General features: G+C 66.2%; 14 protein-coding genes. All 14 read right to left on the bottom strand.

The features are described 5' to 3' along the window. A partial coding sequence (locus H8A95_RS36090) for an FAD binding domain-containing protein (protein ID WP_229187446.1) occupies positions 1 to 635 on the bottom strand: 635 nt, incomplete at its 3' end. 15 nt (positions 636 to 650) lie between these two features. Further along, on the bottom strand, positions 651 to 1094 hold the full coding sequence (locus tag H8A95_RS36085) for an SRPBCC family protein (RefSeq protein ID WP_229187445.1): 444 nt from the start codon (positions 1092 to 1094) through the stop codon (positions 651 to 653). 3 nt (positions 1095 to 1097) lie between these two features. After that, complete coding sequence (locus H8A95_RS36080) at positions 1098 to 1535, bottom strand: SRPBCC family protein (RefSeq protein ID WP_229187444.1); 438 nt, start codon at positions 1533 to 1535, stop codon at positions 1098 to 1100. A 9-nt stretch (positions 1536 to 1544) separates the two neighbouring features. Continuing rightward, the gene (locus tag H8A95_RS36075) at positions 1545 to 4436 is read right to left on the bottom strand and encodes a flotillin family protein (RefSeq protein WP_229187443.1); all 2892 of its coding nucleotides are present in this window, start codon (positions 4434 to 4436) and stop codon (positions 1545 to 1547) included. Positions 4437 to 4460: 24 nt separating this feature from the next. Beyond that, positions 4461 to 5294, bottom strand: coding sequence for a phosphoenolpyruvate hydrolase family protein (locus H8A95_RS36070; protein ID WP_229187442.1), 834 nt, complete (start codon positions 5292 to 5294; stop codon positions 4461 to 4463). Positions 5295 to 5297: 3 nt separating this feature from the next. Continuing rightward, the gene (locus H8A95_RS36065; protein WP_229187441.1) at positions 5298 to 7508 is read right to left on the bottom strand and encodes an ABC transporter permease; all 2211 of its coding nucleotides are present in this window, start codon (positions 7506 to 7508) and stop codon (positions 5298 to 5300) included. Beyond that, positions 7501 to 8283, bottom strand: coding sequence for an ABC transporter ATP-binding protein (locus H8A95_RS36060; protein ID WP_021075866.1), 783 nt, complete (start codon positions 8281 to 8283; stop codon positions 7501 to 7503). The genes H8A95_RS36065 and H8A95_RS36060 overlap by 8 nt, the downstream gene beginning before the upstream one ends. Then, a complete protein-coding gene (locus H8A95_RS36055) occupies positions 8276 to 9358 on the bottom strand; it encodes a branched-chain amino acid ABC transporter permease (RefSeq protein WP_229187440.1) in 1083 nt (360 codons plus the stop codon). Before H8A95_RS36055 ends, H8A95_RS36060 begins: the two co-directional genes overlap by 8 nt. Position 9359: 1 nt before the next feature. Next, positions 9360 to 10370, bottom strand: coding sequence for a branched-chain amino acid ABC transporter permease (locus H8A95_RS36050; RefSeq protein ID WP_229187439.1), 1011 nt, complete (start codon positions 10368 to 10370; stop codon positions 9360 to 9362). A gap of 121 nt (positions 10371 to 10491) precedes the next feature. Beyond that, positions 10492 to 11310 carry a helix-turn-helix transcriptional regulator gene (locus tag H8A95_RS36045; RefSeq protein ID WP_163151662.1) on the bottom strand — a complete coding sequence of 273 codons (819 nt, stop codon included), beginning with the start codon at positions 11308 to 11310 and terminating at the stop codon, positions 10492 to 10494. Between the two features lie 138 nt (positions 11311 to 11448). Next, positions 11449 to 12699: an ABC transporter substrate-binding protein gene (locus H8A95_RS36040; protein WP_229187438.1), complete on the bottom strand. Its 1251-nt coding sequence runs from the start codon at positions 12697 to 12699 to the stop codon at positions 11449 to 11451. Positions 12700 to 13153: 454 nt separating this feature from the next. After that, positions 13154 to 13873, bottom strand: coding sequence for an SDR family NAD(P)-dependent oxidoreductase (locus H8A95_RS36035; protein ID WP_229187437.1), 720 nt, complete (start codon positions 13871 to 13873; stop codon positions 13154 to 13156). A 31-nt stretch (positions 13874 to 13904) separates the two neighbouring features. Then, positions 13905 to 14213, bottom strand: coding sequence for an acyl-CoA dehydrogenase family protein (locus tag H8A95_RS36030; protein WP_420839510.1), 309 nt, complete (start codon positions 14211 to 14213; stop codon positions 13905 to 13907). Beyond that, positions 14192 to 14752, bottom strand: a 561-nt coding sequence (locus H8A95_RS36025) for an acyl-CoA dehydrogenase family protein (RefSeq protein ID WP_229187436.1), incomplete at its 5' end; no start/stop codon positions are given. The genes H8A95_RS36025 and H8A95_RS36030, both read right to left, overlap by 22 nt.

Here is a 14752-nt window from a genome sequence, read left to right as displayed (position 1 = left end):
GGCGTCGGCGCCATCGAGCCGAGCGCGACGCGGGCGCCGACGATGCGGCCGCCGTTGAGGGGCAGATGCGCCGCGAGCGTGATCACGGCGCCGCCTTTGGGCTTGATCCGCGCGATCTTGCGGTAGCGGAAGGCCTCAGTGCCGCCGGGCTTGGCAAAGGAAATCGCCAGCACCAGCGTGCCGGCCTGCCGGTCGCGCGATTGCAGGAATTCTTCGATTCCGATCTCGCGTCCGCCGAGCCCGCCCTGCACCGACACGACCGCATCGAGCGCGAGCATCGCGACCGTGAAATCGCCATACGGCATCGGCGCAAACAGATTGCCGCCGACCGTGCCCATATTGCGCACCGCCGGTCCGCCGATCGAGCGGGCAGGGGCATGCAGGAAGCTGAGATCGCGCTCGGCCAGGATGCGCGCGAAGGTGACGCCGGCGCCGAGCGTGATCCGCGAGCCTGTGGCGTCGATCCTCGTCATCGCATGATCGCTGGCGCGGACGACGGTCGAGATCGTGACGTCGCCCTCGTTCAGCGCCCGCATCACCAACGTGCCGCCGCCGAGGTAGCGGGCGCTGCGATCCGATAACAGCGCCGCCGCGGCGTCATGGGTGTTGGTGAAGGTCTTCACCGTGACTGGCATGATGTCGTTCCCCGCTTACGCGGCCTCCTTCAGATGCCGGCGGATGGCGTCGAAGCCGGTCTGGTAGATGTCCTCTGAAACCATCTGCGTGATGCGGTCCCTATCCTCGGTCCGCGTCGAGAAGCGCGATTCCCAGTGCCAGAAAGTGCGGTCGCCGTCGGTGACCGGCAGCAGGCGGACATGCGCCACGTAGTTGAACATCGAGATCGGCGTATCGAGCAGGCAATAGCTGAAGCTCTGTTCAAGATCGGAAAGTGCCAGCAGCTGCTCGCGCAGCTCGGCGCCGTCCTTCAGCTTGAAGCGCCTGACGCAGCCGATCTTGTCGGAGGGCTGCGCGCGTTCGATGCCGCTGGTCGCTACCGCCGGATGCCAGCGGTCGTGGCCGTTGAAATCGCGCAGCACGGCCCACACCGCATCGGTCGGTGCATCCAGGATCGTGCTTTTGACGATATGCGGCACGGCCTAGCCCCCGAACGCCCGCTTCAGCGCATCGAAGCCGCCCTGGAACACGCCGCCGCCGATATTGTTGACGAGCTCCACCTCCCGCTCCGGCGCGCAGTCGAATTCGGCGGTCCATTCCAGGAACGTCTGGTCGCCATCGGTGACCGGCGTCAGCCGCAGCGTCGCAACGTAGTTCTCGACGCCCATCGGCGATTCCAGGATCGAGTAGGTGCAGAACGTGTCGTAGTCGGACAGCCCGAGCAGCTTCTCGCGGATGCGATCGCCGTTGCGCAGCCGGAAGTCCCTGACGCAGCCGATCTTGTCGGAGGGCTCGCCGCCTTCGATCCGGCTTTCGGCGATCGCCGGGTGCCAGTTCGGCAGCCCGTTGAAATCGCGGACCCGGGCCCAGACCCGGTCATTGCGGGCATTGACGACGGTGGAGACGTAAACCCGTGCCATGGCGTGTGCTCAGTCCTTCTTGCGCGGCGTGCGCTCGGGGCGCGCCGGTTCGCCGCCCTCGGGCGCTGCCGGCTTGGCCTCGCCCCCGCCCTTGCGTGCGGAATCCTTGATGCCCTGCATATCGCGCGCCTCGCGGATCAGGCCGGGCATCTTGGCGAGGCTGCCGCCCTCGACGCCGATGTCCGACAGGATCGAATCGATCAGCGGCGCCTGCACCCGGTAGCGCAGCGCCGAATCGATCACCTCGTCGGTGGCGCTGCGGCCGGAACCGCCGCCATTTCCGTTGCCATTGAGGCCGTCGACCTGGAGGATGCGGATGCCCTCGATCTTCTCCATCGGCTTGACGCTCTCGCGCACGATGCCCTCGATCCGGTCGAGCAGCTTGCGGCGGAACAGCGAGTAGCGGGCCTGGTCGGTCAGCACGTTCTCGGCCTCGTTGAGCAGGCGCTGCGCCTCGGCCTCGACCGTGGCACGGACCCGTTCGGCCCCGGCCGCGATCCTGGTTTCCTCGGCCTGCTTCTCGGCGAGCAGCACCTCGACGGTCTTGCGCCGCTTGGCGATCTCGCTCTCGCGCGCGGTGACGACGCGCTCGGCTGCCTCAGTGGCGTGGACCCTCGCGTCCTCGGCGGCGGCACGCGCCGCGGATTCCTCCAGCGACTTCTGGTGCAGCGCGATCGCCTTGTCCATCAAGGCGGTTTCGACGTCCTTCTCGCGGTTCACCTCGAGCTTGCGCAGCTCGCGTTCGCGGCCGACCCTCGCCTCGTCGAGACCGCGGTCGGAGGCGATGCGAGCGCGCTCGACTTCTTCACGCGCCGCGATCTCGGCCTCCTGCAGCGATTGATTGCGGGCGACCTCGAGCTGCTCGATGGAACGGCGCCGTGCGATCCGTGCCGCCTCCAGCGCCTGCTCGCGGGTCACGTCGGTGGTCTCGACCTCCTTGCGGGCCGTGATCTCGGCCTGCTTGACCTGTCGGTCGGCATCGATCCGCTCCGAGCGCTTGGCGGCGAGCGCGATCACGCGTTCCTCGTCGGCAAGCTCGATCGCCCGCTTCTGGTCGATGTTGAGCACCTCGCGGGTCCTGGAGGAGGTGATCCGCTCGCTCTCCAGCGCCAGCTCCACATCGATCCGCTGCCGCTCGACTGCGTCGCGGCGCTTCAGCTCGGCGGCCTCGAGGGCCCCGGTCCGCTCGATCTCGAGCGCGCGGGTCTCGCGTTCGGCACGGATGCGCTGCGCAGCGACCGACTTCTCCTGCGAAATGCGCGCCGCCTCGATCGATTCGCGCGAGGCGATGTCGGCTTCCTCGATCGCACGGGTGCGTGCGATTTCGAGCGCCCGGACATGTTCTTCCTGCGCGATTCGCGAAGCCTCGGTCGCGTCGCGCGCGGTAATCCCGGCGATCTCGATCGCCTGGTTGCGCTCGATCTCGAGCTTGCGGGTGGTGTGATCGGCGGCGATGCGCTCGGCCGCCAGCGTCTTCTCTCTGATGATCCGGGCGGCCTCGACCGACTTCTGCGCCTCGATCTCGGCTTCCTGGATGGTTCGTACCTGCTGGATCTCCAGCGCGCGGGTGCGCTCGTCGGAGGAGATCCGCTCGACATTGACCGTCATAGTCTGGGCGATGCGTGCCTTCTCGGTGGCCTCGCGGGCCGCGATCTCGGCTTCCTCAACCGCGCGGGTGCGCTCGATCTCGCGGCGGCGGGTTTCTTCCTCATTGGCGATGCGGGCGTCGGTGACGACGCGGTCCTGCTGGATGCGGGCCTTTTCGATCGACTCGCGGGCGGCGATCTCTGCCTCTTCCACCGTGCGCATCCGCTCGATCTCGCGCTGGCGTACCTCACGTTCGGAGGCGATGCGGGTGGTGTCGACCGAGCGCTGGTTGGCGATCCTGGCCTTCTCGATCTCCTCACGTGCCAGCAACTCCCGTTCTTCCACCGCGCGGGTGCGTTCGATCTCCCGGTGCCGGGTCTCGCGTTCGGAGGCGATCCGGGCCTCGGTGATAGCCTGCTCATTGGCGATGCGCGCCTTTTCGATGGCTTCGCGCGCGGTGATCTGGGCCTGCTCGGCCTCGGTCTCGCGCAGCGCGCGCTCGCGGGCGACTTCGGTGCGCTGCAGGGCGCGGCGCATCTCGATGTCGCGCTCCTGATCGAGGCGGGCGGTCTCGCTCTCGCGCTCGATGTCCAGCGCCTGCCGCTCGGCCTCTAAGTTGCGGGAGCGGATCTTGATCATCGAGTCCTGCTCGATGTCGTTGCGCAGCTTGCGCTTGGCCTCGATGTCCTCCATCAGCCGCGTGAGACCTTCGGCGTCGAAGCGGTTCGAGGGATTGAAATATTCGAGGTCGGTCTGGTCGAGATCAGTGATCGCGACCGACTCGAGCTCGAGGCCGTTCTGCGCCAAAGCTTCGGCGGCATTGGCCTTGACGCGAGCGACATATTCGCCGCGCTGCTCGTGCATCTGCTCCATCGTCATCTCGGAAGCAACGGAGCGGATCGCGGAGATGAATTTGCCGGAGAGCAGGGTGTGCAGCTGTTCGGGTTCCATGGTGCGGCGGCCGAGCGTCGCGGCGGCGATCGAGACGGCCTCGCGGGTCGCCTGCACCCGGACGTAGAAATCGGCTTCGATGTCGACGCGCATGCGGTCGCGGGTGATGACGGCATCCTGCCGGGAGCGGACGATCCCCATCGGCAGCACGTTCATGTTGACCGGCGTGGTGTCGTGGATGAACGGCAGCACAAAGGCGCCGCCATTGATCACCACCCGCTCGCCCATGAAACCGGTGCGGACGAAGGAGACTTCCTTCGACGAGCGGTGATACAGCCAGTTCACCACATAGACGATGATGACGATCGCGACGATTGCGACGATGAGCCAGAGGATCAATTCACCGACCAGCATCCCTGACATCTCTTCCTCCCTTGGTCACGGCGGCTAGCGCGCGCCGATCGCCTTGAACTTGCGAACCTGATCCGTCAGCGCCCGCTCCACCGGCAAGCGCTCCATCGAGGAGGCGCCGTAGAAGCCGTGGCAGTTGCGGGTCTTCTTCATGATGAAATCGGCATCCGCGGGGTCCGCGATCGGACCGCCATGCGCGAGCACGATGATGTTCGAATTGACGCTGAGCGCGGCCTCGGCCCAGGCCTCGATCCGGGCAGGACAGTCGGCGAGCTTCAGCGCGGTCTGCGCGCCGATTGTCCCGCCCGTGGTCAGCCCCATATGGCAGACGATGATGTCGGCGCCGGCGATCGCCATCGCGGTCGCCTCCTGCTCGCTGAACACATACGGCGTGGTCAGCATGTTCTTGTCATGCGCCTTCGCGATCATGTCGATCTCGAGCGCGTAGGACATCCCGGTCTCTTCGAGATTGGCGCGGAAGACGCCGTCGATCAGGCCAACGGTCGGAAAATTCTGCACACCGGCGAAGCCGAGCACCTTGAGCTGGTCGAGGAATACATCCATGTCGCGGAACGGATCGGTGCCGTTGACGCCGGCAAGCACCGGCGTGCTGGTCACGACCGGCAACACCTCGCCGGCCATCTCGACGACGATGGCGTTGGCATCGCCATAAGGCATCAGTCCGGCGAGCGAGCCGCGGCCGGCCATGCGGTAGCGGCCGGAATTGTAGATCACGATCAGGTCGACGCCGCCGGCCTCCTCGCATTTCGCCGACAGCCCGGTGCCGGCGCCGCCGCCGACGATCGGCTCGCCGCGTGCGATCATGGCGTGAAACTTCTTCAACAGTGCCGCGCGTTCAAACTTGGGCATGGGTCACCTCGCCACTCTCCGCCGTCCACCGGCGCGTCCGAGCAGCGGACGGAACGCGCTGACGATGGCGGCGGTAAACTCGGGATCGTTGATGTTGCGCTTGACGCGAATGATCTGCCGGTTGCCGGTCTGGCGCACGGTGCGCTCCAGCGCGCCGAACAGCGCCGCGTCAGCATCCGGGTCCCAGAACGGCTGACCCGGAGCATCCAGTGCGGAGACGCCGCCCTCGGCCAGGAAGAAGCGCACCGGTCCATCCATCTGGTTCAGGCGTTCGCCGATCCAGCGGCCTATGCGCTCGTTCTCTTCCGGCGTGGTCCGCATCAAGGTGACCTGCGGATTGTGGACGTGGAATTTGCGTTGTCGGTAGCGCTCCGGGATGGTGTCGGGCGCACCGAAATTCACCATGTCCAGCGCACCGACCGAGCCGACGTAAGGCACGCGGCTGCGGATGATGGCGCCGAAGCGATCTTCGATCGCTGGGAACACGCCGCCCATCAGGAGATCGCAGACCTCCGTCGTGGTAAGATCGATGACGCCGGCAAGTTGCCCGGATTCGACCAGCTTCTCCATCGAGCGGCCGCCGACGCCGGTGGCGTGGAAGACCAGGCACTCGAAATCCTCGCGCAGGTCGGCCGCGATCTTCTGCACGGCCGGCGTGGTGACGCCGAACATCGTGATGCCGATCGCCGGGAGATGCGCGACTGTGTCGCGTTGCTTGCTGGCCTGTTCGTCGAGCCGCGCCTTGACCATGCCGACCAGCGCATGGGCGCCGTTGCCGAGCACCGTGCGCGAGATCGAGTTTAGGCCCTGCACGTCCGTCACCGAATACATCATGGTGATGTCTGCCGGACCGACATAGGGACCGACATCGCCGGACGCGACCGAGGAGATGATGAGCTTGGGGACGCCGACCGGAAGCGCGCGCATGCCCGGTGCGACCAGCGACGCACCGCCCGAGCCGCCGGCGGAAATGATCCCGACGACATTGCCCTGGCGCCGCAGCCAGCGCTCGAACGCCTCCGCCATCGCCGTGACCGAGGCGCCGCGATCGGAACCGAACACACCGGCGCCGCCGCGGCCGTGGTTCAGCGCGATCTCCTGCGCGGTGACGTCGCAGCTCGCTGCCTTGCCGCTGGTCGAGACATCGACCAGCCGGCTCCGCAGGCCGCTGCCCGCGACGATGTCGCGGATGAAGCGCAGCTCCGCGCCCTTGGTGTCGAGCGTGCCGACGACCAGCACGACCGGTGGCCCCGATGTCTTCGACTTTGCCGGCTCGCGCCGGCTGCGCGGTGCCTCCTCGAGCCTCGTGACACCTGCGGACTGCGTCCGGGCGGCGGCCTCGATGCGAGCGATCGGCACCGGCTGCGACCAGCGCGTCGGCAACACGGGATTGGAGACATAGATTCGGAGTGGCCCCTTGCGTTCCGGCTGCGGCACGCCGGGCGCTTCAGCTCTGGCCGGGACTGTCTCGGCGTCGGTCTCATCAGCACCGTGGGTGCCGACGCCCAGCAGCCGCTGCTGCAGCTCGCGGTCGGTCGCAAGACGTGCGGAGTCGATGATGCGGTTGATCCGACCGTTGACCATGATCGCGACGTTGCGCGACACCGCCGTCGCCACGCCGATATTCTGCTCGATGACCAGCACGGAGATGTCGCCCTCGTCGCCGAGGCGCAGTAGCATTTCCTCGACTTGCGCGACGATCACAGGCGCCAGGCCTTCGGTCGGCTCGTCCATGATCAGCAGTTGCGGGTTGGTCAGCAGCGCGCGCGAGATCGCGAGCATCTGCTGCTCGCCGCCGGAGAGTTGGTTGCCGCCGTTATTCTTGCGCTCGGCAAGGCGGGGGAATGTGTCGTAGATCCGTTCGATGGTCCAGGCGCCGCGGCGCAGGCCGCCGGCGAGCGCAAGATGTTCGTCGACCGTCAGTGAACGCCAGAGCCGCCGGCCTTGCGGCACATAGCCGACGCCGAGCCGGGCGATCCGCGCCGGATTGAGCCGCGTGACCTCCTCGCCGCGAATCCGGATCGAGCCGCCGCTGGCGCGGACCAGGCCCATGATGGCCTTGCACAGCGTGGTCTTGCCCATGCCGTTGCGGCCGACCACGGAGAACACGCTGGAGTCCAGCGTGAGATCGACGCCCTGCAATGCATGCGAATGGCCGTAATAGACGTCGAGGCCTTTGACCTCGAGTGCGGGCGGGGCGCGGCGGTCACTCATGGCCGCCTCCGAGATAGAGTTCCTGCACTTCGGGGTCGGACTCGATCTCGCGCGGCAGGCCTTCCTTGAAGATGCGGCCGTTGTGCATCATCGTCACGCTCTCGACGACGCGCAGCGCGACGTCCATGTCGTGCTCGATGATGATGTAGCCGATATGGGCGGGCAGCGAGGTCAGGATCTCGATCAGCTCGCGCCGCTCGGTCGGCGATAATCCCGCCGCCGGCTCGTCGAACAGGATGAAGCGCGGCGCACCGGCCAGCGCCAGCGCGATCTCGAGTTGGCGTTGCTGGCCATGCGCCAGCTCGGCGACACGCTGGTCCTTGACGCCGGCAAGGTGCACGGCCTGCACCAGGGTTTCGGTCGCGTGCATCAGCGCATCGTTCTGCCCCGGCCGCAGCAATGAGAACCGTCCGCGCGAAACGCCGCGGCAGGCGAGGTAGACGTTGTCCTGCACCGTGAGGCCGGGGAACAACGCCGAGATCTGATAGGTGCGGCGCAAGCCCCGACGGATGCGCTCATAGGGCGGGAACTGGGTGATGTCCTCGCCGAAGAAGCGGATCGTGCCGGAAGAGGGCGGGAAGTCGCCGGTGATGCAGTTGAACAGCGTGGTCTTGCCGGCACCGTTCGAGCCGAGCACGGCGCGGCGCTCGCCTGGTCGCACGGTGATGGTGACGTCGGTCAGCGCCGCCAGCGCGCCGAACAGCCGCGTCACGCCGCGCAGCTCCAGCGCCGCACCAGCGCCGACCACGGACAGGCGCTGCGCGACGCTATCCATGGCGGCCTCCGCCTGGGCGTTGCGTCGGGGATGCATTGCGCCGCCAGCGTTCCCACAGGCCGATCACGCCGTCGGACGACCAGAACACGATGGCGAGGAAGCCCAGTCCGATCAGCAAGCGGAAGCGGTTGCCGTCGAGCCCGAACTTGATCAACACGTCGAGCGCGAAGGTGCGGAGCAGGACGAAGATCAACGCGCCGATGAACGGGCCGATCGGTCTTGTGATGCCGCCGACCACGGCGATGATCAAGACGTCGATGCAGGCGCCGACGCTGACCGAGCCGGGCGAGATCTGCCGGTAGTTCCAGACCTGCAGCACGCCGCCGAGCGCCGCGATGAAGGCTGCGAAGGCGTAGGCGGCGATGCGGTGCGCATTGGGATTGAAGCCGAGCGCCGCCATGCGGCGAGAATTGTCGCGCACGCCCTGCAGCGCGAGGCCGAACGGCGCGCGGGAGACATACTGGACGGCGAAGTAGCAGATCGCGGCGACGCCGAGCGTCACATAGTAGAAGGCGATATCGCTGCGCCAGTCGACGCCCCAGAACTGCGGCGTCGCGACGGTGTTGATGCCGGTGTGGCCGTTGAAGATCGCCCAGTTCTGGTTGGTGAAGTAATAGAACGCCGCGCCGATCGCCAGCGTGATCATGATGGTGTAGATGCCCTCGGTGCGCACCGCGAGCGCGCCGCCGAGCGTGCCGAACAGCGTTGCCAATGCCAGCGCCATCGGGGTCGCAAGCCACCACGGCCAGCCGAGGCTGATATTGGCGTTGCCGCTGATGCCGAACACCGCGACCATATAGCCGGCGAAGCCCGCGATCGTGAGCTGCATCAGGCTGACCATGCCGCCATAGCCGGCGAGGAACATCAGGCTGAGCGCGATGATGCCGAGGATCAGGGTGGTGGCGAAGATCTCGATCAGGAAGAAGCCGTTGGCGATCAGCGGCATGATCACGAGGATCAGCGCGACGAGCCAGGCCGCCGGATTCTGCAATTCCGGCCAGGCGCGGATCCAGGCGCGGCGCGTCGCGTTGGCGGACGGGTCGGGGCGGAACTGGGTGCTCTGGAGCAACGACATCTCATCGCCTCGCGAGCAGGCCCTGCGGCCGGACGGCCAGCACCAGCACCATGATCAGGAAGGTGACGACGATGGCGTAGGTCGGGATGTAGACCGAGCCGAGCTGCTCGGCGAGGCCGATGATGACGGCGCCCAGCGCAGCCCCCGGGATCGAGCCCATGCCGCCGACGATCACGACAACGAGCGAGGCGAGCAGGAAACGGGTGTCCTCGCCCGGCGACAGCGACTGGAAGGTGCCGCCGACGACGCCGGCAATGCCGGCGAGGCCGGCGCCGAGCGCGAACACCAGCACGAACACCAGCTGGATCCGCACCCCGGTCGCGGCCAGGATGTCGCGGTCGTCGACCCCGGCGCGCACGATCATGCCGATCCGCGTCCGATTCAGGGCCAGCCACATCGCGACCCCGATCACGACGGAGGCTAAGAAAATCACGAGCCGTACCAGCGGATATTGCAGATAGACCGGCTCGCCGGATGATTTGATCGCCGTCAGCAGTGGCAGCTGCACCGGGCCGATCAGCCAGGCCGGGGTCTGGACCTGGTAGAAGTCGCCGCCGAACACCCACAGCATCAGATCGGCGAACACGATCGATAGCCCGATCGTCACCATGGTCTGCCGGAGGTCCTGACCCTCCATGCGCCGGAACACTGCGAGCTGCAGGATCACGCCGACCAGCGCCACCGCGATGAAGGCGACGATGAAGCTGAGGATCCACGACCCGGTCCAGGTGCTGACCGCATAGCCGATATAGCCGCCGAACAAATAGAGCGAGCCGTGCGCGAGGTTGACGTTGCGCATCAGCCCGAAGATCAGCGTGAAGCCGCTGGCCACCAGGAAATACAGCCCGCCGAGCGTGATGCCGTTCAGCACAGCGTTGAGGAACACGCGCTTGCGACCGATCGCGGCTTCCAGCCCCGGCGGCCAGATCGCGAACACCATCCATGCGAGTACCGCGACCGCGATGATCACGATCAGCGCCCAAGCCGGATGGCGTTCGATGAACCTGGCCATCTCCGTCGCGTTCCCTCTGACGTCGCGACCGTCTGCCGGGCCGCGTGTCCCGTCATCCTATCGAGGGCGAAAGCGTCGGATTTGATCGAGAGTATCTTTTATCGTTCGCTGTGGAACTCGCTTACGGCCGCAACACCTTGGCGGCGCGGCGATAGTCGGTCGGGGCCATGCCGACATTGGCGGCGAAGAAGCGGGTGAAGCCGCTCTGCGAGGAGAAGCCGAGGTCGAAGCCGATATCGGCGATCGGCGCTTCGGTCGCGACCAGCGCATCCAGCGCCTGCTCCATGATCAGCGTGTTCATGTAGAGGTGAGGGGTGACGCCGGTTTGCGTCCGGAACAGCCGGTAGAAATGCGGCCGCGACAGGCCCGCCTCGCGCGCGATCGCATCGAGCTCGATCTCTGCGCCGGGACTTTCCGACATCAGCTTGATCGATTTGCGGACCCGGAAATCGGTCACCGCCGCGGCCGCGCGCGCATCCTGCGCCGTCTGCCAGCTCTCCTCGTAGCAGGAGTCGATCAACTGCCTGAGCTCGCTATCGAGGCTGCGCAGCGACGGCGCGCCGCACACCAGTGCTGCGGTGCGGCGGATCAGCCGGTCGAGCGCCTCGGTGCGCGGAAAGAAGGTGCGGCCGAACCGCAGGCCCTGCGCGCTCGCCCCCTGCGGCGCGAACCATTCGGCGTTGACATAGAGCACGAAGAAGATCGCGCCATGGTCCATGTCGGTCGGCAGAAAATTGTGCGGTTCCCACGGGTTGACCGCGACCACGGTGTCGTCCTTGAGAAGCCAGCGCTGCTCGGAGACGTCGATCTGCGCCGGCGTGCCGCCGACATGAAAAATCAGGTGCCCTTCGCGGTGCGCATGCACGTTGAAGGGCCGGTTCAACTGATAGACCGTCGCGCGACCGAACCGGCCGTGGAAGACGGCAAGCGCCCTGCTCATGCCTCCCCTCCCGCGGGATGTTCTTGTCTTTTCGACAAGCGTTCATCATCCGCCCGCGGAAAGCAAGGGCGAGCAGGGCTGTTGATGCAACCGCGCGCCTTCGTCACGGCTGGCTTGCTCGCACCTGCAACAAATATGTCAGTACTTCTTGCACTCCGGAACCGTGCGGCTCGGCAGGCCGATCTTGGCGAACACGGCCGGATCGTAGCCTAGCGTCTGGTTGACGTTTGGGATCACCTTCACGACCTTGGAGAACAGCGCGCCCTTGCCGTCATCGACCACCTCGGTGACGAAATTGGTGCCGATCGCCTGGCGGTTGGAATCGAGCTTGATCTTGCCGTTCGGGGCGTCGATCTCGATCTTGGCCAGTGCGTCCTTCAGCTTGGCCTGGTTGTTGGAGAGATCGCCATTGACCTGCCGCAACGCCAGGATCAACGCCATGGTCGAGCCATAGTAGTTGGTGGCGAGCAGCGACGGGCTCGGGAAGCGTTTGCTCTCCGGGAAGGAGTCCTGATACGCCTTCACGAACTTCTGCCAATTCGGATCCTCCCAGGTATCGGCCTGGCCGCTTGCGGCGATGGTGCCGACCAGCGCGTTCTTGGCGCTGCCCTTCGAGGACAGGATGGTCTGGTCGATCATGATCGAGCCGCCCATCAGATGCGCCTTGCCGCCGGCCTGCTGATACTGGTTGAGGAAGTTGACCGCGTCGGCGCCGCCGAGGCCGAGATAGATCGCATCGACATCGTCGGGCAGTGCGGCGATGACGGAGGCGAAGTCCTTGGTGCCGAGCGGCACCCATTGCCGGTTGGTGACCTGGCCGCCGGCGGCGCAGAACTCCAGCACCAGGCCGAACACCTGGGTGTAGATGAAGGAGTAATCCTCGCCGACGGTCGCGATCTTGCGATAACCCTTGGTCTCATAGGCGTATTTGCCGAGGCCGACCTGCCACTGCGCGCCGTCCATGTTGTAGCGGAAGAAATTCGGCGCCGGATCGACATAGGTCGTCTCCTGCGCGCCGGAGGCGGCGTTGACGAAGGTCAGCTCCGGATGGGTTTTTGCAAAGTTCTTCACCGCGATGCCTTCGTCGCCGGACAGCGGCGACAGCAGGATCTGCACCTTGTCCTGCTCGATCAGCTTGCGCACCGCGCGCACCGCGGAATCGGGCGTCGCGTCGGTCGAGGCGACGACGAATTCGAGCTCCTTGTCGCCGATCTTCTTGCCGAGCACGTTGAGCGCGGTCTGGTGGCCGCGCATGCCGTCCTCGCCGAGCACCGTGTAGGTCCCCTCGAGCGTTGCAGTGACGCCGACCTTGATCTTCTCTTGGGCGAACGCCGTGCCCGAAAGCAACAGGCTGCTTAGCGCAATCAGTCCCAAACTGCCCTTCAACATCGCTTTCCTCCCTCTGTGTTGTCGCCAGCGTCCATCTGGCGTGCGAAGGCCGATGGGCGTCCTGTTGTTGGCGGCAAAGCTAGCCGAAGGCAGGTGCGGTGCGGATGTCGTCGGGACGGGTTAGCTTAACGGGCAGTCTCATTTTGATTGTTGCGCCGCAACGAGTTTCGCGACGCAATGTCGCGGAGATGCTGCCGGCGCGGAGAGTGAGGTGATGCATACTCGATGTCGTTCCTGCGAAGGCAGGGACCCATAACCACAGGGCATTATTGTTGAAACGCGGTGTGGCTCCAGCTTCGCAAATCAACTCGCATTCGTGTTTATGGGTCCCGGGTCGCGCTGCGCTTGCCCGGGACGACACCGAGTGTGTTGAGCGGTTGCGAGTCATGCACGCCGTTCGCGCGACCCGTTGGCTCATGCGGGCTACTTGCCGAACCCTGAATGTTGTTCGGTGCTACGGCATATGGTGGCCGGCGGCCTGTCCGCCGTCGACGTGGAGCACCTCTCCGGTCACGAAGCCTGCGCCATCGAGATAAAGCACCGCGTCGACGATGTCGGAGATCTCTCCCATCCTGCCGACCGGGTGAAGCGCTGCGAGCGCCGGATGCGCTTCGCTCGGGTGCATCGGGGTCTTGATGATTCCGGGCGATACGGCGTTGACGCGAATTCCGCTCCTTGCATATTCGATGGCAAGCGCGCGGGTTGCGGCGTTCAAGCCTCCCTTGGTGAGCGAGGCGAGGGCGGCGGGGACGCTGCTCATCGGCTGGTCGACCAGACTTGTCGTGATCGTGACGACGTGACCGTGGCCCTGCTTGCTCATCAGCTCCAGCGCACGTTGGGTCATGTGGAAGAAGCCGGTCACGTTGGTCGAGATGTAGCTCGCGTAGTCGTCCTGCGAATAGGTGGTGAAGGGCTTGGCCATGAAGATCCCGGCGTTGTTGACCAGCGTGTCGACGCGGCCGAAATGATCGAGCGCCGCCTTGAACACGGTCTCCGCCGTGTCGGGCGCGCCGACGTCACCTTGCACCCTGACAAGATCGCCATCGGTACCCGGCGTGATCGACCGCGAGGTCGCTACGACGCGGAAGTTTCGATCCCTGAATGCCTGAACGATGCCGGCGCCGATGCCCTGCGATGCTCCGGTGACGACGGCCACTTTCCGCTCTGTGCCCATGATTGCGTCCTTTCAAGACCTGGCGTCCAGCTTACGCCGCTCCGCTTGCCGTCAGCGGATCGTAGTCGCTGCTCTTGAGCATGGTGTGCAGTTGCCGCCGCCGGATGCCGAGATTGCCGCCGTCGAAGATCGGCAGCGCGAGCGCGTCCTGGAGCAGGCGACCGAATGGCGCTTCGTGGTCATAACTGTCGATGCCGACCACCCGCATCAGGTCGGTGATGACGCGTACCGCGGCCTCCGAGCCGAAGATCTTGGCCTGCACCGAAAGCTCCTCGGCTGCCGGCGACTGGGTGTCCAGTGCATGGCAGGCGCGCCAGCTCAGATAACGCGCGGCTTCGATCGTGGTCTTGGCGTCGGCGAGCGCATATCCGACTGCTGATGCTCGATGATCGGGTGAACGCCGCCGCGCTTCTCGCTGCGGGCAAAATCAAGCGCAAACGAGAAGGCCGCCCGCATCAGCGCGACGCCGAAGATGCCGACCAGCGCCGCGGTGCCGGTGAACGCCGCCGCCGTCAGCGCGAGGCCCGCGCCTTGCTGTCCGAGCAGATTGTGGTGTGGGGCCGCGACATTCACAAGGCCAAACTGCGGGACGAGATGCGCCCGATGACCGAGGCTGTCGATCGCGCGTTCGAACACCAGGCCGGTCACCGGCCCTTCCACGGCAATGATCGAGATCGCGGAGTCCGCCGCTGCCGCCGCATCGGTCCGGCACACCACGGTCAGGAGGTCGGCACCCTCGCGATTCCAGCCGGTGGCCGAGGACACCCATTTCTTGCGGCCGTTGATCACCCAATTGTCGCCCTCGCGCCTCGCCGTGGTGCGGACGCCCTCGCCGGGAGCCGGCGAGGCGGCGTTGGCGCTGCCGCCGGGCTCGCTGGA

The sequence above is a fragment of the Bradyrhizobium oropedii genome, from assembly GCF_020889685.1.
In the GTDB taxonomy this organism is placed as follows: domain Bacteria; phylum Pseudomonadota; class Alphaproteobacteria; order Rhizobiales; family Xanthobacteraceae; genus Bradyrhizobium; species Bradyrhizobium oropedii.
This window is presented reverse-complemented; position numbering and strand designations above follow the sequence as displayed.